The 17,985-nt window shown below is 52.6% G+C and carries 15 protein-coding genes; 1 reads left to right on the top strand and 14 read right to left on the bottom strand.

Going from position 1 to position 17,985, the window contains the following annotated elements; genetic code table 11:
- Positions 1-75 precede the first annotated feature (75 nt).
- Complete coding sequence (locus ACP5D0_RS05990; RefSeq protein ID WP_472364751.1) at positions 76-1,248, top strand: linear amide C-N hydrolase; 1,173 nt, start codon at positions 76-78, stop codon at positions 1,246-1,248.
- Between the two features lie 35 nt (positions 1,249-1,283).
- Here ACP5D0_RS05990 and vapC read toward each other — a convergent pair whose 3' ends face one another.
- The 14 genes from vapC to ACP5D0_RS05920 all read right to left on the bottom strand — a co-directional run.
- Entirely contained in the window at positions 1,284-1,685 is a 402-nt protein-coding gene (gene vapC / locus ACP5D0_RS05985) for a type II toxin-antitoxin system tRNA(fMet)-specific endonuclease VapC (RefSeq protein WP_472364750.1), read from the bottom strand.
- Positions 1,678-1,920 (bottom strand): type II toxin-antitoxin system VapB family antitoxin, encoded by a 243-nt coding sequence (gene vapB / locus ACP5D0_RS05980; protein ID WP_472364749.1) that lies wholly within the window; start codon positions 1,918-1,920, stop codon positions 1,678-1,680. Before vapB ends, vapC begins: the two co-directional genes overlap by 8 nt.
- Positions 1,921-2,113: 193 nt before the next feature.
- Positions 2,114-3,298, bottom strand: coding sequence for a PatB family C-S lyase (locus ACP5D0_RS05975; RefSeq protein WP_472364748.1), 1,185 nt, complete (start codon positions 3,296-3,298; stop codon positions 2,114-2,116).
- A gap of 44 nt (positions 3,299-3,342) precedes the next feature.
- On the bottom strand, positions 3,343-5,472 hold the full coding sequence (gene ovoA / locus ACP5D0_RS05970; RefSeq protein WP_472364747.1) for a 5-histidylcysteine sulfoxide synthase: 2,130 nt from the start codon (positions 5,470-5,472) through the stop codon (positions 3,343-3,345).
- Positions 5,473-5,507: 35 nt separating this feature from the next.
- Positions 5,508-8,906: a DUF748 domain-containing protein gene (locus ACP5D0_RS05965; protein ID WP_472364746.1), complete on the bottom strand. Its 3,399-nt coding sequence runs from the start codon at positions 8,904-8,906 to the stop codon at positions 5,508-5,510.
- A gap of 73 nt (positions 8,907-8,979) precedes the next feature.
- Positions 8,980-10,089, bottom strand: a complete 1,110-nt coding sequence (locus tag ACP5D0_RS05960) for a linear amide C-N hydrolase (RefSeq protein ID WP_472364745.1) — start codon at positions 10,087-10,089, stop codon at positions 8,980-8,982.
- Between the two features lie 63 nt (positions 10,090-10,152).
- A complete protein-coding gene (locus ACP5D0_RS05955; protein WP_472364744.1) occupies positions 10,153-11,325 on the bottom strand; it encodes an ABC transporter permease in 1,173 nt (390 codons plus the stop codon).
- 14 nt (positions 11,326-11,339) lie between these two features.
- Positions 11,340-12,545 (bottom strand): ABC transporter permease, encoded by a 1,206-nt coding sequence (locus ACP5D0_RS05950; RefSeq protein WP_472364743.1) that lies wholly within the window; start codon positions 12,543-12,545, stop codon positions 11,340-11,342.
- A 4-nt stretch (positions 12,546-12,549) separates the two neighbouring features.
- Positions 12,550-13,533 (bottom strand): HlyD family secretion protein, encoded by a 984-nt coding sequence (locus tag ACP5D0_RS05945; protein WP_472364742.1) that lies wholly within the window; start codon positions 13,531-13,533, stop codon positions 12,550-12,552.
- A gap of 13 nt (positions 13,534-13,546) precedes the next feature.
- Entirely contained in the window at positions 13,547-15,025 is a 1,479-nt protein-coding gene (locus ACP5D0_RS05940; protein WP_472364741.1) for a TolC family protein, read from the bottom strand.
- A gap of 13 nt (positions 15,026-15,038) precedes the next feature.
- Positions 15,039-16,094 (bottom strand): carbonic anhydrase, encoded by a 1,056-nt coding sequence (locus ACP5D0_RS05935; RefSeq protein ID WP_472364740.1) that lies wholly within the window; start codon positions 16,092-16,094, stop codon positions 15,039-15,041.
- A gap of 23 nt (positions 16,095-16,117) precedes the next feature.
- Positions 16,118-17,092 carry a 50S ribosomal protein L3 N(5)-glutamine methyltransferase gene (gene prmB, locus ACP5D0_RS05930; RefSeq protein ID WP_472364739.1) on the bottom strand — a complete coding sequence of 325 codons (975 nt, stop codon included), beginning with the start codon at positions 17,090-17,092 and terminating at the stop codon, positions 16,118-16,120.
- A gap of 79 nt (positions 17,093-17,171) precedes the next feature.
- Positions 17,172-17,735 carry a molybdopterin adenylyltransferase gene (gene mog / locus ACP5D0_RS05925; RefSeq protein WP_472364738.1) on the bottom strand — a complete coding sequence of 188 codons (564 nt, stop codon included), beginning with the start codon at positions 17,733-17,735 and terminating at the stop codon, positions 17,172-17,174.
- A 61-nt stretch (positions 17,736-17,796) separates the two neighbouring features.
- On the bottom strand, positions 17,797-17,985 hold a 189-nt coding region (locus ACP5D0_RS05920; protein WP_472364737.1), incomplete at its 5' end, for a hypothetical protein.

Raw genomic sequence — 17,985 nt, 5'->3', positions numbered from 1 at the left:
TTAGACTGACGTATTCTTCCATCCAAGACCACCCAATACCATCATACAACACCACCAACCGAGCAGGACAACGTCATGAACCGCCATAACAGCTTTATTCGCAGCCTTACTTTCAGCCTGGCCACAACCGCTTTTATTTTGGCCAATCATGCCCAAGCCTGCACCTCATTGCTTTACAAAGACGGCAAGGGCGCACCCTATGCCGGCCGCACCATGGAACTGCCCATGGAACTCGCGTATCAGGTCAGTTACTACCCAAAAGGCAGCGCCTTCCGCTCGAAAATCCAAAATCACCCAGACCTGGACTATCAAGCCAAACATTCGTTTATTGCCATCACCGTGCCCGACCCAGTGGACAACACCTTAAAAGTCTCGGAAGGCATGAATGACCAGGGGCTTACCTTCAGCCTGCTCGCCTTTGCCAGCACCAAAGGGCCGGCGGACACCATCAAAAAAACCAAAAGCGTGCTCGCCGCCATTGATCTGGGCGCTTGGACGCTCTCGCAATTCAAGGATGTCGAAGAAGTCAAAGCCGCGCTGAAAAAACAGCCGGTACTGGCATCCGCCCTACTGCCGCTGGGGCTACTGAAAACACCCTTCCATTACACCTTGCACGATGCCAAAGGCCGCTCCATCGTGATTGAATTTGCCAACGGCCAACAAACCGTGATCGATAACCCCATTGGCGTGATGACCAACGGGCCAGAATTCGACTGGCACCTGACCAACCTAAACAACTACACTTTTTTAAACAATATCGACCAATCTCACGCCACATTTCACGGCGTGGAATTCAACCAGCCGGATTCCGGTATTGCGACGGTAGGCCTGCCCGCCTCCAACACCTCCGTCGGGCGCTTTGTGCGTGCGGTGTATTATTCGCAGTTTGCTGAAAAGGTCGAACAACCCGACGCCGCCATGACCGTTCTCGGCCATATTATGAACAACTTTGATCGTCCTCGCGGCATCACCATGGACAATCGCTTTAAAGAAGAAATCGCCAATATCACCGCCCCCGAAGTGGCCGGTCACCCGCTCTACACCAGCGAATACACCTCCTGGACCGCACTCAGCGATTTGCGTAACCTACAATTTAAGGTCAAACCTTACAGCCAACTCAACTACATCCGCTTTGACTTGAAAAAACTGGCCAAGGAAACCCAAGCTAAATCCATTCCGCTCAGTCAAATGCCGTTTAATAAAAATGACGTCACCGACTGGTTCCGCAACGCCAGCGCCAAAAAATAACGCCTTGGAGCCTTTCATACAGAACCACTGGAGCCTTACGCTAACCAATTTCTGACTCGTAACCCATCCACTCGCGCAAATTCTTTGATGTTGTTGGTGACTAAGGTCGTACCAAGACTTCTTGCATGAGCCGCAATATGAAGATCATTCACGCCAATCGGGGTGCCGGCACCTTCCAGTTCAGCACGAATTTCACCGTAATGCGCTGCGGCTTTGTCATCGTAGCTGATGACATCTAAACGACTACAGAAATCTTCAACGGCTTGAAGATTTTTGTTCAGGTGTTGGCTTTTTTCAACACCGTGTAAAAGCTCAGCAAGTGTTATGGATGAAATGGCGAGATAACCTGCTGCATTGTTGAACTTTGTCAATACCTCGACAGGTCGCCGCTTGATGACATAAATGCAGATATTCGTGTCCAACAAATATTTAATCATCGAAAGATTCTCTGGGCGTTTCCGTCTGTTCAGCACGTTCGTTTAAAAAGTCGTCACTCACAGACGTTGTCGGCGATAGAAAAAAACTGTCCCATGTATTTTCAACAGGGGTAATAATGCGTTCTTTGCCGAGCGTACGAACAAAGACTTTTTTGACCGACGAATCAAAACGCACGGCGACCGGTAAGCGCACTGCTTGAGATTTGTTGTTTTCAAAAACCGTTGCTGTGATCATTTGCAGCCCTCCATCTATATACAAAAAGTATATAGTATTTCCTCAGCCATTTCCACATTCATGGCTTTTCACTGCTCGAAAAGCCAAACAAAACAACCGGAACGGAAAGCGTCGGAAATCCTCCGACGGCGCACGGGATTCGGGGGCTTTTTACCAGGCCTGGCAAAAACCCGATGATGGGTTTAAGAAAGGTTTAAAGTGAGTTTAAAGCCTTCGCCGCCATTTGAAACCGCTTGAGCGCTTCATCCATGGTTTCGGTCGGCACGGCAATATTGATGCGCATAAAGCCTTTTCCGACCAAGCCAAAACTTTCGCCGTCATTCAAGCCCAGTTGCGCGGTTTCGGTGAGCCAGCGTTTTAAGGCTTCCTGAGAGTCAAACACCGCAGAAAAATCCAGCCAAACTAAAAAAGACGCTTCCGGGCGCATGACACGCACGGCGGACAAGCCGTCGGCCAGCGTTTGTTCCAGCCGATCAATATTGTGTTGCAGATGTGCCAGCAAGGTGTCGCGATAGGCTTTGCCCGCTTCCGAATAGGCGGCTTGAATGGCGATTTGGCCGAATAGGTTTAAGTCGTGAATGGAATTGGCGCGGCAGACTTTCAAGTAGGCCGCTTTCAAGGCACGATTGGCGATAATCGCATAACCGCTTTGCAGGCCGCCGAGATTAAAGGTTTTGCCCGGTGAACTGAGCGTTACCGTGTTGTGCGCCACCGCTTCCGACAAGGAGGCCATGGGCGTGTGTTGCAAAGGCGCAAAAGTCATGTCGGCATGGATTTCATCGGACACCACCCTCACGCCGTGTTTCAGGCAAATATCCGCCAGCCGTTGCAGTTCTTCCCGCCGCCAAACGCGGCCGGACGGGTTTTGTGGATTGCAGAACAAAAACAGCTTCACATCGTTTTCGGTAATGGCGGCTTCAAACGCTTCAAAATCGATTTGATAACGGTTGTCTTGCAGCACCAGCGGCGCTTCCACCAAACGGCGACCGTTATGTTCCGGCGCCTGCAAAAACGGCGGATAAATCGGCGGTTGCACCAGCACCGCGTCGCCAGGTTGCGAAAAGGCCGCCACCGCCATAAAAAAACCGTTAGCGACATTGTGCGTAAACAAAATGTCCGAAGCCTTCACGCCGTAACCGTATTGCGCCTGCCAATCGATAATCGACTGATACAGGCTGTCCGGCATCACCGTATACCCCAGAATCGGGTGTTGCAACCGGCGTTTCAGAGCCTCCAGAATAAAGTTCGGCGTGGGCAAATCCTGATCCGCCACCCACATCGGCAATACCGTTTCCGAACCAAATAAACGTTGCCGCAGTTCATACTTTTCGGCGTCGGTGCCTAAACGGGAAATGGCGTGTTCAAAGTCTGAAAACATGGTCGTCCTTGTTAAACGATGGCTTAAACGGTTATTTACCCGTCTCAGGTTTTCTTTTTCCAAAGTGTCACTTCGGACAAGGAATGCTGGAACTTGCGTTGGGTTTCACGAATCACAAACGGCAATTCGAACGGTTCTTGAACCCGCTCAAATTCCGCATCCAACACGGCGTGCAACCCTTCTAAGGTAGTGACGTTTTCACCGCTTTGCGCATCCTTATAACCGCCCAGCCAGTGTTCTTTGGCGGTGAACTCTTCCAACCAAGTGTAAGGTGACGCCAACAATAGCAAACCGCCGTCGTTCATGCGTTCGTGAATCCTGCTCAAGAAGCGCTTCGGTTCGTACAAACGGTCAATCAGATTAACGGCCACCACCATGTCGTACCCGGTGAAATGCGGTTTCAGATTCGCGGCATCCTGCTGCATAAACTCACAGCGTTGTGCCACGTCGGACAAGCCCAAATCGGCCAACGTCTGCTCTTTGAAATCCATGATTTCGCCTTCCGTCGGAAGGGTGTAAAGCACATTACCGGATTCTTTCAATTGGTTGGCAACCTGAATAAAGCGCGCCGAGAAATCCAAACCGGTGACCTGCGCGAAATGATGCGCCAGCTCGAAACTGGCACGCCCGACCGAACAGCCCACTTCCAGCACGCTCAAATCGTCGCGACCGGCCAAGTCGTTATCGTCGCGCGCCGCTTTAATCGCCAATTCGGCATAAGCCTGCGCGAAATTCGCCACACCGAAATATTCGTCGCCGTAATGGAATTCACAGTATTGCGACACCAGATCATCGGTTTCATACGTGGAGAAATGGGTTTGAACGCTTTCATCCGACTCGATGTAACGGAAACCGGCGTGCTGGAAGAAGTGACGACGAAAAGCATAACGCGAATGGCCGTTGGCTTCATTGCCGGTGGAAATCCAGCTGCCGCCTTTGAACAGGTTGTGTTGGTTGTCGAACGTCGGCGTGGTGAAGTCATCGTATAACGGATGCACTTTGAAGCCGTCGTACGGGTAAATCGGTGTTTGCGTCCATTGCCAGACGTTACCGACCACGTCGAAAAAGTCGCCGGTTTCAAAACGGTTTACCGGCACGGACGAGGCGTATTGCTGCAAATTGATATTGGCCTCACCCTGCTTTTCCAACGCGCGGGTATGGTCGCGCAGTCTTAAATATTCATCTTCACTCGGCAGGCGAATCGGACGACCGGTCTGATGCCCTTTCCAGTTACAGAAGGCATTCGCTTCCAGATAATTCACTTCCACCGGCCAATCCCACGGCATGGGGATTTCATCGGTCATACAGCGTAAAGTCCAGGCCTGGTCTTTTTTCACCCAAAAGGTCGGATGTTTGTCCGGCGTGAACTGACGCCAGCGATTGCCCTCGTCAGTCCAATATTCCGGGTTGTCGTAACCGCCGGCCTCGACAAACTCCAAATATTCATGATTGGACACCAAAAAAGCGGCGGCTTTAAAGGCCTTCACATCGGCTTGATGACGGCCATATTCATTATCCCAGCCGTAGGTTTCCGCCGGGTCTTGGTGGTCGATGGTGACGCGCCCGCCGGGGACATCGAACAGAATGTTTTCCGGCGCCTGACCGCTGTCCGGGCACACCGGAAACAGCGGGTGCGGCTTGACCGATTCAATCGGCAATTGGCGAATCAACACCGACGAGGTTTCCAGGTGAATGCGCTCATGTTCAATGCCCATCATCACCGGCCACATGGGGCTTTCCCAATCAATCGGCAGGTGGAAATCCACGGTATCAATCAAATGGTTCACCGCGTCGCGCACCTGCTGGCGGTATTCGCGCACGGCTTGGACACTCGGCCAATCGTAATGCGATTCGTCCAAATCATCCCAGGACATTTCATCCACGCCGATGGCGCACATGGATTCGATTTGCGGATTAATGCGCTCCGGCAACAGCTTGGCCAGCACCAGTTTATTGGTGAAAAAAGTGGCGGTGTGGCCGAAATAGAAAATCAACGGATGACGCAGCTCACAAGGGCGTTCGTAATAAGCGTCGTCCGACACCAGCGTTTCGAACAGGGTTTCGTAAGCCTCGTAAGTGACATTGAAATAAGCCTTAATTTCGGCGCGTTTGGCTTCAACTTCGCCTTTATTTAAAAACACCGGTTTTGAAATCAAATCTTCTCGGTTTAACATGAATACTCCGTTTTTTCTATGAACTTGACTGAACATTACATCGACAAAGTGACGCCACTCACCGGCAGATCTTCAAAGCCGGGATAACAGGTGGTCAGGCGTCCGGAATCAATCCCCGCCTGCTCAACCAGCCAGCCTTTGACTTGATCCTGACGATCTCGCGCCAGATGGTACAATTTTTCTTTTAATGCGGGGTCTTTCAGCCCTTTTTTCACCCAGTATTCTTCGTCGGACGCATTATAAAAGCCGCACACTTTAAGCTGAATGGACGATTTTTCATTTAAAAGATGACCGATTTTTTTCAAATAGCTTGGCATATCCTCACGCCATTCCACCAGGCCTGGCTGATATTCCACCGGTTGCAAAGTCACTTCACCCACCTTTTTATAAGCGTATTCCGCCGCCAGATAAATCGCGCCGTAAGGCTGCAGCGTCATGGCCAGCATGGCTTTCGTGCCGCCTTTCAACGCATTCATTAAAGCGACCTGAATCACTTGTGATGGATTAAAGCCTGGGTCGGACAAATCGCCTTTCACCGGCACGTCCAGCTCAATATTGTTCTGGCTGTCACGCAACAGATCCAACGCCAGGCTCATCGAGTTTAAGCTGGATCCTTTGCCATCCTGATCGCTCCCCTTCACAGGTTTGCTATCGGTCAACATTTCAAAACCGGACAGTTTCATTTTATTGGTCGAATTCAAAATATCGTCCTGAATATCGATCTCGGACTGCAGGTTCATGGAACCGCTTTGGATTCGGTAACCCAACGCATCTCGAATCAGAGCAGAAAACCCGTACAAATCCATGTTTTTAATGTTCAGCGCCATTTGGGTATTCACCTTCGGCGTAAACGGCTGCACCGTGCCTTTCAGCGCCACAGTGGAATACTTATTCAACTGCCCTTCAATAGTCACAGGGGTTTTTTGTTTCGGTTGCTGGGTATCCAGTGCGCCGATTTCCCAAGTCTGGATCACCAAGTCCTGATTGATTGGTGGCTGGGTTTGGTTGGAAAGAATTCTCACATGGCTGTCACCAACAATCTTGAGTTGCTGCAAAGCCAAAGCGGGCGTGGGCGTTTTCGAAGTTTCTGATGTTTCTGATGTTTCTGACGTTTGCGCCTGTTTTTCAGCGCTCGCCGCCTCACCCTTGTTTGACTCCGTCGTAATCGCTTCCGGCTGCAAAGCCGCCAGCATCTGATCCACTTGAATCAAACGATCCTCGGCATCCAATTGCAGCACCAGCTTCATATCCTCTAAGGCCAATTTGCCCAGCGAAACCGCGCTGTCTTCGGTGACATCGGCCTTGTCCAAATCAAGCCGATTCAATTGCAGTAATGGCGTTACACTGGAATCCAGCGCCTCCGCCAAAACCAGCTGATTCAGACTGAGATCGGTTAACCCAAGGGTTTGAGGGGCGGTGAATTGCAATTGCGTCTGCAACTGCTGCAACTTCGCCACCTGGAGTTTTTCACGCGAATTGGCCAGGCCTGCGGCGGTCAGGGTCAAGTCGCCTTTGGCGTCCATCTGCGGCGGCGTATCCCCCTCATTCAAACGCGCGTGGGTGTGACCGCTCCAGTCGAGCGCCGCCAATTGCGCCACCAAATCACGGTGCGTGACCGCCAAGTCGGTCAACACCCAATTACCTTGGCTATTGGCTTGAATCGCCGCGGCTTGCACCAAGTCAATCTTGCCTTGCCACGCCAAGCCTTTTAGGTTTAATTGCGTTCCCTCCGCCTGCAGCGCCAAATCCGACAGCATCAGTTTCGTGTCCGGCAAGCCCAGCGTGGTCTGAGCGTTTGCGTCCTCCGCCTGTGCTGAATCGACTGCGGCGGGGACCTGGCTCAAATCCACTTGACCGGACCAATCCAACGCCGCCAATTGTGCCTGCCCCTGCGGATGGCTCAGGTTTAGGGTTTCCAGTGTTAACTGGTTTTCCGGCAAGGTTAACGATAAGGGCGTTTGACCGCCTTGCGACAGCTGCACCTGACCGAACCAGTTCAAGGCGTTTAAATCGGCCTGCACCTCCTCGGCTTGTAAGTGTAACGCCGCCAACTGCAGACGATTTTGATCCAGCCCAAGCGTCAATCGATTCTGTGCGCCCGATTGATACCCCACCGTGACCGCTCCGGACCAATCCAACGACTGCGATTGCGCCTGTTGCTGTTTGGCCTGAAAATGGAATTCGGTTAGGGTGAACTGGTTTTTGGGCAAGCTCACCTGCATCTGCGTAACAGCGTCGGCACCGGTTCCCGTTTGCGTTTGCGAAAAGTCCACTTGTCCCTGCCAGCGCAATTGCTGGTTGCGCACTTCTGTCTCAGAATCACGCCAAGCCAAATTTTTCAAGGTGATGTCCGACTGGGAAGTGACCTTTGGCTGTCCGCCGCTTAACACCAAATCGCTTTTTTCCTGCCATTGCAAATCGGCGAATCGAAGCTGCTGCTGGGCGTCTGTAAACGCCAACCCCTTTAAACCCCACTGACCGTCGGTTTTCAGCTCGGTTTGATCGGTTTCCAGCGCCAGCGTCATCTCCCCCGTCCATTGAAAAGCCTGCCCAGTGACGGTTTGCGCCAGATGCGCCACCGAAAACTCAGACAGATCAATCCGCCCTTTTTGTCCCATTCGAATCATTCCCGCTTTATGATCCACATTCAATTGCAACTTGGCAGACAGCAAACCGCTGAGATGGGAAATCTCCGGCGGCAGATAAGGCTGATAGGCCGTTAAATCCAGATTGATCACATCAATATTGCCGGTGAGACGCTGAGTTTCGTCAAACGGCCAGACCTGGAAATTCCCCAGCCAGAGGTTGCGTTCATCTTCAATGCGAAACGACAGCGTGGACATTTGATTCGGCTCCCAATCCAGCGCTTTTCGCAACCGCACTCGATCAATGTCAAACCGCTTGTTCAACTGCGGCGTCTGCACTTTAATCACCAGATCACTGATCCAAAGCGCTTCAATGCCCAAGCCCCAACCAAACGGCTCGCTCGGCGCTTGCGCTTCTTCGGTGGATTGAGGCGCAGGCTTCAGTGGAAACGGCAGTCCGGCCACACGCAGCATTTCGCCCGGCTGATAATTCACCTCAATAACGGTGTCGTACAGCTCCAGCTCCTGCAAAAAAAGATTCTTTTCGAACAAGGCGCGCCAAGAAAAATTGATTTTGAAACGCCCAAGATGCAAATCAGCCGGTGCGTCGGACGAAGATCCAGCGGAGATAGTCAGGTTGTCGATTTCCGCTCGACCGGTGAAAAGGTTAACACTGACCCGCTCAATCGAAACCGATTCCGCGCCCTGATCCAGCAAGGCCTGTTTCAGACCGGTTTTGACAAGCGTTGGCAGCAAGATCAAAAAGCCCCCTAACAACACCAATAACACAACCAATGCCTTATAACGCTTGCGCAATTGCTGCCAACGCGAGTAAACCAATACAGCCATGTTTAATGTCCCATCTCTGTTGTTATTTGCACGCTTCCATCCCCGTTTTCTTCGACCCGCCACTCAGTGTTTGTCAATACGCCAATTCTTCAGCCGAAAGCCCCTGAAACGGAAACGGCTCCGACGCAACAAATCGCCCCGAAACCTCACCATGCAACACACGGGTTTGATCCGGCCCCAAGTCCAGTTTTTTGACTTGGCCGGTTTTTTCGGAAAAGTCGATTTTCTTTAAATCCGTCCAAAATCCGCTTGGGGTCAGTGCCGATTCAAAAAAATAAAGCTGACGCTTGTGATCCACCACCGTTCGCCAACGAGTGGACGAAATTTCCGGTGCATCCGGCGTCTGCAAGCCATAAGGCACCGACACATTGCGCACCACACTGAGGACACTGGCCACCGCCTTATTCGGCGTGGTCTTCTGCGGAATGGCATTGATGTAAAAACTGGCACGAGCAAAGCGATCCGGCGAGCGATTCGAACCCGGCAGCATCAAAGTCCCGCCAATACCCGCCCAGTACTCTTCCATCGCCAGCTGCTTGTCGTAGGTGGGCGAATTGGTCATCACCTGATACTGACGACCGTGATGGATGACTTGTTTGCCATCAATGTATTCGATAATGGCGCTATCGCCCGTGGCATCGGAAATCGCCAGATGCAGGCTGGCCTGGCGATTTTGCCCGGGCACCTTGTCGGTGACAACCGTTAAAGGAGATTTTTCAAGCGCGGCCACCGTTTCGGCGACGGTGGCAAATTGATCCAGAACATACTGCGCCCACACCGAAATACTGATGGGCGTTTTGCCCGGCTGAACCTTCGGGTACTGACTTTCCGCCAGCCAAAGCAGATTCGCCACCAGGCCTTTTTCATTCACCCCATCGGTGGTGGAGACATCGTAACCCGAAGCAATCACACTGCCGTATTTCGATGTCCATTGGAGCGAATTCGGCCCGGCCACGCCATCACGGTGCATGCCGCGCGGGAAGAGCCAGAGATTGGTGCCGATGTCGTATTTCCAATCCATGGTGCGTCCGGTCATAATCTGCTGTTCTTCGCCCAGGTACACCACTCGGGTGCAGGCCTGGCTGGTTTGATAAACGCCCATTCCTGTCAGCGCTGTCATCAAGGTCAACCCCCATTTCAAACGGCTTGCCTTTAATTTTAAAACCTGTGCTGCGATTGTCATACCCTTCCGTCCTTTTTGATTCGTTGTCATCATCGGTTTCGATTGCCTTGGCCTGAAACACGGCTAATTTTTTGGGTTAGAAGCACTAAATTGTTTGCGAAACTGCCAATGACACAGGCTGCCCCAAAACAGCACTTGCCCCCATAAAATAGCGTATTTCGGCCAGACCTGCGGCCAGTCCGCGCCCATTTGATTCAGGCTTAAAAACCCTTGGATACCAGGCGTGCTGGGAAACACATACGACAGCCAGACAATCGCCGACGGCATAGCCTCCACTGGCCAGATAAAGCCAACCGAAAACACCAGCGGCAAGGAACTCATCAGCACCACCGCCGACACCCACTCACGTCTCGGTGCAACCAACCCCAGCCAAATGCCGATAAAGGTGGTGGTCAGCAGAAACGGCAGCAACAAGGTCAAGGTATCGCCCATGGTGCCAATGGGATAGACATCATGAAACAAAAAACTGAACCCGAAATAATACAGGCTCAACAGATAATAAATCGTCACCAGCACCAGCGCACGAACCCAAATCACCCGCGCCGCGCCGTTTTGCACCCAATAGCCGTGTTGCCCTTTCTGGCTGCCGGTAATCAACCCGGCGGCCATGGCCAGTGTCTGCTGCAAAATCAACACAAACACCGCCGGTACCACATAATTCATGTAACCGATGGTCGGGTTAAACGTCGGTTTCATATTGATGTCGGTCACGGCAAACTGTTCCGCCGCCAAGGCAACCGGCTCGCCGGCCATTAATAAGCGTTCCACCTTGGTTTGCGCCGCAAGGGTGCCGCCGGCCGCCACTAGCCCTTCCACCAGGGTGCCATACACCAGAAAGTAGGTGGCGTCCCCCGCATACGCCAGAGTGACACTGCGACCGAGCCGCAAATCCCGGTAAAAATGTTCCGGTATCACCAGATAGCCGCGAATGCGCTGCGCTAGAAAATCGGCTTGAGCGTCAGCCAGTGTGTATTCCCGCTTCACCACCCTCACCTGCGGCGTGGCGTCCACCATTCGCTCCAACTCACGACTCACTGCGCTGCCGTCCAGATTCACCACCGCAATCGGCAAAGCCAAGGGGGTCTGTTTTTCGTAAGGCAACGGATAGAGAAACGAATAAAAAATCACCCCGCCAAACATGGTCAGCACCGCCACTTGATTGGTGAAAACCGCGTGCACTTCCGCTTTCAGAAGTGCCCAAAAAGACAAAGGCGGCGCGGCCGGTGTCGGTTTCATCGATGACTCCGGCTTCACAGTTTCACTCCGGTGGCGGACGCGGGGGACGCCACGGCACTGAGATCCGGCTCGCCGCCTGTTGTTGGGTTGGGTTGCCGCTGGCGTTTCAAGTGGCGTTTGATCAACCAGAAGGCCACCAGCGCCGGCACCGCATACCCCACCATCACCCACATAGGCGACAGCGACGCCCAGGCCGACAGCCCGTAGTTCGCCTGATCAATCTGCACCCCGATATAGTGTGTCACCGGCACCAGATCACGCCAAAACTGCGCCAAGCCCACCATATCGGAAACCGGAAACGTGACCCCCAAAAAGGCAAAACTCGGCGCGGTAAAGGCACCGGCAAAACTCATGGAGTGCGCCGCATCCAGTGTCAGAAAATAAAACAGAACCCCCATAATGGTACTGGCCACCACCGTCAAAGCCTGCGCCACCATCAGCGTGGTGAAATCACCATGAAACGGCCAGCCCAACCCCACGTAAAACCACAGCAAAAAAGCCAACCCCTGCAACCAGAACAGCAGCATAAACGGCCACAAAGCGCTCAGCAGTGCCCGCACAGGGTGACCCTTTAACCAGGCCTGCAGTCCCTGTTGGCGCACATAGGTCGAGAGCACCATAATGGTGATCACCACCATCAGAATCTGCCACAGCGCGGGCACCATCGCCGACACCAGAAACTGGGCATAATTATTGTTGCGATTGAACAGCGCCGTCACTTGGGTTTGAATCGGCACCGACAGCGAAACCGCGCCCGCTGCGGTCTGATCGCCCCTCATCAGGGTTTTCAAGGTTTCCACTTCAGCATTGAAAGTCGCTTGTGCCGCCATCACCGCCGAACTGATCAAGCGCCCCGTCAGAATGTACTGGCTGTTGTAAAAGGTGGACACACGGGGCGGCAAGCCGAGCAGCAGGCCACGTTCAAAGTCGCTGGGTATCACCGAATACGCATAGATGTCGCCGTTGACCAGAGCGGTTTTCGCCTCGGTGGCATCCGCATACACCCGATGCAACTGCAAGGTCGGCGACGCTTGCAGTGTCTGCATAAAGGTTCGGGCACTGTGACTGTGCGATAAGTCCACCACGCCCACCGGAAGCTGCCGAGGCGTGCCTTGAGCAAAAATCCACCATAGGGTCAAAGCCACCAGCATCGGCACCCAAGTGGCAAACGACAGCAGCCAGTGATCTTGCTTTAAAAGTGACCAGGCCTGGGAAAACATCCACCTACTCCGTGATTTCCACGGCCAGACTCATGCCCATTCGCAAACGCGGTTCAGGGGTGAGCGGACGCGCTTCCACTTTAAAGGTGCGCAAATCAAAACCGCGCGACGCATCCGTGGAACGCCAAGTGGCAAAGTCGCCCATCACGGCAATGTGCGTCACCCGAAAATCCAGCGTTTCATCCAACGCTGGCAGGTAAGCGGAAAAGGTTGCGCCTTTCTGGAAATCTTTCAATCGGTCTTCACGCACATTCAGCACCGCCCAGGAATCTTGGGTATCCACCACCATCACTACCGGAAAGCCTTGGGGAGCCAGTTCGCCACTGTGCAGCAGCACCTGTGAGACTTCACCGTCAAACCAGCTTTCGATGCGGGTATCCTTGACGTAAGCCTCCACCTCGGCCACGGCACCGGCGGCCATTTTTTCTTTTTCGCCGGCGGCAATTTTGGTTTCTTTGCGCGTGCCTTCCCGCGCCATCTGATACATCTGCAACGCCGCGCTTTCGGTAAACTGCGCCGCCTGCCATTGCGTCAGCGCCTCATCGCGTTTCTGTTCTGCCACCACGCCGTCATTGTATAAATTATTGATTCTGAGATAGGTTTTTTCCGCCAGTTGAGAGGCGGCTCTGGCTTTCATCCACTCGTCTTTCGCCGCATTGATCTGCTGCTGGCGTGCGCCTTTTTCGGCTTCCGAGGCCAAAGCGCCGGCGGCTTTTTGTCCGGCCATGGCCTGTTCCAACTTGGCTTCGATTTCCGGACTGTGAATCGTAAAGATCAACTGTCCTTTTTTCACCTTGTCACCGCTGCGCACAAACACCTCATCAATGCGCCCAGCAACCTTAGACGAAACGCTGTATTCCTGCGATTCAATCTGGCCTTGCAGACGGATCGGCTGCGGCTGAAACGCCCGATAGAAATAAACCAGCACCCAAGCGACAACCCCGACAATCACTAACCATAAAATAACCGTCTGCACCGTTTTTTTCATGCGGTTTTATCCCTTATTTTTGAATTTCATTGACCGCTTTAATGACCACGGCCGTCTGTTCATAGCGTTTAAAATCGGTCATTGAATTGGTTAACGCCAGTAATTTATTCAATGCCATCAAATATTCAAAACTGGCCAGTGCCTGCTGCGTGCGGACACTGGCTTGAAACAATTGAGCATCCACCACATCCACGGACGTGTTCAACCCTTGACTGAAGGCCTTTTGACGCAATCGCAGATTTTCATCGGCCAGTTGCAAACTGGTTTCCAAGCCATTCACCTCATCCAGCGCCTGTTCGGCTTCCTGATAAGTTTTTTCCACCAGCACCCGCAAGTCCTGCCGAGCCTGCTCTTTCAAAAAACGAACTTGACGCAGCGCACTTTTCGCCGCCTGCACTTTTTCGGAGCGGCCGCTGGTGTCCATAAGGGGCACATTCACGCCCACGCCGACAAGCCAGTCCGGCTTCAAATCACCGACCAGTGAATCTTCTTGGTAAAGGTCGTAGTTTCCGAACATATACACATCTGGATAGTAACGCCCTCTTTCCGCCTCTATCAGGCTCCGAGCCTGCTTTTCCTTGGCGTCCAGCAAACTCAGACCCGGGTAGGTCGCCAACGTCTGATCCAGAAAAGTCGCCAAGGGCGGCAGCTTTGCATTCACAAACAGTCGCCCTTTCGGTCGAACGTTTTGCCCCATATTCAATACCTGTGTCAAAGCACTTTGCGCGATTTCAAGGCTTTTCTGCGCTTTTTTCAATTCCACTTCCGCCTGTTTGAGCGACACATCCGCCTGCAGTTTTTCCACATGGGCAATCTGCCCCTGCTGCTCCAGCTTGAGCGCATTCTGCTGATGCTGACGCAGGCCATCCACCATCGCCTGGCGCGTCTGCACCACCCTTTCGGTCAAGAGTACACTGAAAAAATAGCGGCTCAAGTCTTCATATCGCGCCTGGGTTTCCATCTGCATCTGACTCACGGCGGCTCGCTTTTTGCCCTCGGCACCGGACTGTGCCGCACTGATGCGCCAGCCGGTAAAGATCGGCCAGACGGCTCGAATGGAGGACGAAAACACATCCTGATTTTCCAGTTTGGTTTGAATGTCACCCAATTTCAACGCCTGTGCCAAGTCTTTAATGGCGGTGCCATAAGCCGGAGGCAAGCTGGACGGAATGGTGGTGTTTTTCAACACTTCCCGACCGCTTAAAACAATGTCGTCATCCAAGCGGGTATAACTGGCTCCCAAGGTAATTTTCGGGTAATTAAGGCTGTCGGTCGCTTCCTGCAAATATTGATAACGTTCGACATTGGATCTTTCCGCCGCCAGTGAATTGTTATTGTCCTGCAAAATTGACCAGGCCTGGCTGAATTCAATGGCCTTTGACACCTGCGATGTTTGTACGGTTTGAGTGGTTTCGGCCAGGCTGTATCCGCAAAACGGCAGACTCGCCCAGATCAGCAGACGCAGTTTTGATGATTTTAATTTGAGACTCATGCTAGGCCACCCATTAATACAGATAAAAACTGTCACGTTGACGACGCGCATCCGGCCAGGATTTTAAAGGGGTACGCGCGTGCCACTTTTGCACTGGACGCGCGTTAGTCCCCAAGTATTCCGCCATTCTGGACAATTGCACACTGGAGGCCTCCACCGGTTCTTTAAACACCATCCAGTAAACCCCTTCGTCGCATGGCGGCTGGGTCATGGAGCCGTTGTATTTGAAAAAACGTTTATCGGTCGGGAAAAATGCTTTAGCAGGATGCACCAACACCTTATCGTGAATGTCCAGTTTATTAAGCTGTTGCGGCAATCTGTCCAAAAAAGCACCGATGGCCTCATGCGCCTCGCCTTCACGAAACAGCACACTGACCATCACATACTGACCATCGCCATTGCGGTGCTTTAATTGCAACTCCATCGGATAACTAAAACCGTCCACTTGATGCTCCGATGGGGTGTGAAAGACATAATCAATCAACTCATAACGCTGCTGGTTCAGCATGATGTAACTGCCTAAGGGCACTTCAACTTTCAGAACATGACCGTCATTGAGCATTTTTAAAATGGTTTTACGATAGTAAACATCGAACCCTTCAAGCGAGGTGGTGCCCACCAAGGCATCGCTTTTAAAATTGATGGGCGACTGATTTTGACCCGCTTGGCAGGTGTCATAGGCCTTGGACAAATTTCCCCAGGCCTGGGGGCCTGTATCACCAAAGTAACTCCATGCCACCGGTTTAGCGGGTCTAGGATCGCTTCGGGTGGGCTCTTTATCCGCCGAATCGCGCTCCGACGGTGACTTCGACGCTGAATCTGACGGTGCTTCACGGTTCGATAGCGTCGCCGAATCGGATGACTTGGACACGGGTTGACTGACCGCCGGGGTGGACTTGTCGGATTGCCTTTTCGCCTCGGCGTCCAAATCAATTAAGGGCGGCACGGAAGAATCTGCGGCGTGAACGGTCGGCAGCGAGCAACACATCAAACAGCCTAACAGCCACCCCAGACGCTTTGAGGCGGCGCTGGCACCTTGAGTGCATGGTTCCTTTGGGCTGGGCGTCATGACACCTCCTTTCACTGTGAGCATTAAGTGGGGGATTGAGTGGAGGATTGAGTGGCTTCCGACAAAGACGCCTGCTGGCGCTCGTCAAAAATCGACTGAAAGGTTTCCAGCTCGGATTTCTGCAACGCAAAAACCCCTTCGCCGCCGTGTTCAAACTCAAACCAATAAAACGGCACTTCCGGGTAAGCACGCTCCAGATAATATTGAGACACTCCCACCTCGACAATTAAGGTTCCGTCTGCCTTTAAATGGGCGGCGGCCTGAGCCAGAATGCGGCGCACCAAATCCAAACCATCGTCCCCCGCTTCCAACCCCAGACGCGGTTCCTGATGAAATTCCTCCGGCAAGGCGGCCATTTCAATGGCATCGACATAGGGCGGGTTGGACACAATCAAGTCGTATTGTTTCCCACTTAACGCAGAAAACAAATCCGATTCCACCGCTCGAACAACACCTTGTAAATCATAACGTTCGATATTACGCTGCGCCACCGCCAAAGCGTCTTTAGAGATGTCCGCTAAATCCACTTGGGCATTCGGACAGGCCTGCAGGCTGGCAATGCCAATGCAACCGCTACCGGTGCAAAGATCCAAAATATCCGTCACGGCCTCCGGCTCTACCCAAGGACGAAACTGCTGGGCAATTAATTCGGCAATCGGCGATCGCGGCACCAAAGTGGCTTCAGAAACGTAAAAACTCAACCCGGCGAACACGGCTTCGCCGGTAAGATAAGGCGTGGGTTTTCGGCTTTCAATGCGATGCCGAAACAGCTCGGTCACTTCACTTTTTTCTGTCTGGGTCAACCGAGACAGGCAATAGTTTTCCGGCACGTCCCAAGGCAATTTCAAAGCATGAAACACCAGCACACGCGCATCATCAAAGGCGTTATCGGTTCCGTGTCCAAAAGCCAACCCCGCTTTTTGAAACAGAGTGCCCCCCCAGCGGACAAAATCGGTCACGGTTTCAAGGTGTTCATATTGGTAATTAAAGTTTGTCATCAGTTCATCTCTAACAATCGCCAAACCCTGTTGCGGCTTCACCGACAAGCCACTTGCCAAGGGTTTGACCGCACGATATTTACGAAACCGGTTTCACCGCGTGTTTCGGCCGGAACGCCTTGATAAAATCGGCATCCGTTTCAAGGTAACCGCCGCCAATCAGGTCGATGCAATAGGGCACGGCCGGAAACACCGCTTCCAGGCATTCTCCAATGGCCGAAGGCTTGCCCGGCAGATTGATAATCAAACAGGCGCCACGGGTTCCCGCGATTTGACGTGACAGTATCGCCGTGGGCACATACTGCAAGGAGACGGCGCGCATCTGCTCGGCAAACCCATCCAAAATTTTATCACAAACCGCCTCGGTGGCTTCCGGTGTCACGTCGCGTTTGGCCGGGCCGGTGCCGCCAGTGGTCAATATCAAATCACAGTGCTCGTGATCGACCAAATGAATGAGTGTGGATTCAATCAACGCCTGCTCGTCTTCGATAATGCGTGACACCGCTTTCCATTCCGTGACCAAGGCCTTGTCAATCCAGTCACGCATCGCCGGCCCCCCTAAGTCTTCATATTCCCCGCGACTGGCGCGATCCGACACGGTGACAAACCCCACGGTTATGTTTTTAAGCCTTGCAGACGACATAGCACTCCTTGTTCCTGTACGCTTCTGTACCTTCTGAATAACCTTCAGACAGGTTGCAATCTTAGACGATTATAATACTGCATCTCTCTTTCACAGAGAACCAATCTCCCCGAATGAATTCAAAAATTGATGTTTCCAATCTCATTTTCACGCCAATATCGCCAATCACTTCAACGCAATGCCATTTGGATAACCCCCTCGCCCTTGAAATTGACCGTTCCTCCCCCATAAACCAGAGCAACGCAATTGA

The organism is Hydrogenovibrio sp. (genome assembly GCF_049975065.1).
Classification (GTDB): Bacteria; Pseudomonadota; Gammaproteobacteria; order Thiomicrospirales; family Thiomicrospiraceae; genus Hydrogenovibrio.
Note: the sequence above shows the minus strand (reverse complement) of the source record. Positions and strands in the feature narration are given on the sequence as shown.

Excerpts from the sequence above, each read along its gene's own strand:
- vapC (WP_472364750.1), bottom strand. The coding sequence starts at position 1,685 with ATGATTAAATATTTGTTGGACACGAATATCTGCATTTATGTCATCAAG.
- ovoA (WP_472364747.1), bottom strand. The coding sequence starts at position 5,472 with ATGTTAAACCGAGAAGATTTGATTTCAAAACCGGTGTTTTTAAATAAA.
- prmB (WP_472364739.1), bottom strand. The coding sequence starts at position 17,092 with ATGACAAACTTTAATTACCAATATGAACACCTTGAAACCGTGACCGAT.
- vapB (WP_472364749.1), bottom strand. The coding sequence starts at position 1,920 with ATGATCACAGCAACGGTTTTTGAAAACAACAAATCTCAAGCAGTGCGC.
- ACP5D0_RS05945 (WP_472364742.1), bottom strand. The coding sequence starts at position 13,533 with ATGAAAAAAACGGTGCAGACGGTTATTTTATGGTTAGTGATTGTCGGG.
- ACP5D0_RS05940 (WP_472364741.1), bottom strand. The coding sequence starts at position 15,025 with ATGAGTCTCAAATTAAAATCATCAAAACTGCGTCTGCTGATCTGGGCG.
- mog (WP_472364738.1), bottom strand. The coding sequence starts at position 17,735 with ATGTCGTCTGCAAGGCTTAAAAACATAACCGTGGGGTTTGTCACCGTG.
- ACP5D0_RS05965 (WP_472364746.1), bottom strand. The coding sequence starts at position 8,906 with ATGGCTGTATTGGTTTACTCGCGTTGGCAGCAATTGCGCAAGCGTTAT.
- ACP5D0_RS05990 (WP_472364751.1), top strand. The coding sequence starts at position 76 with ATGAACCGCCATAACAGCTTTATTCGCAGCCTTACTTTCAGCCTGGCC.
- ACP5D0_RS05955 (WP_472364744.1), bottom strand. The coding sequence starts at position 11,325 with ATGAAACCGACACCGGCCGCGCCGCCTTTGTCTTTTTGGGCACTTCTG.
- ACP5D0_RS05935 (WP_472364740.1), bottom strand. The coding sequence starts at position 16,094 with ATGACGCCCAGCCCAAAGGAACCATGCACTCAAGGTGCCAGCGCCGCC.
- ACP5D0_RS05975 (WP_472364748.1), bottom strand. The coding sequence starts at position 3,298 with ATGTTTTCAGACTTTGAACACGCCATTTCCCGTTTAGGCACCGACGCC.
- ACP5D0_RS05950 (WP_472364743.1), bottom strand. The coding sequence starts at position 12,545 with ATGTTTTCCCAGGCCTGGTCACTTTTAAAGCAAGATCACTGGCTGCTG.
- ACP5D0_RS05960 (WP_472364745.1), bottom strand. The coding sequence starts at position 10,089 with ATGACAATCGCAGCACAGGTTTTAAAATTAAAGGCAAGCCGTTTGAAA.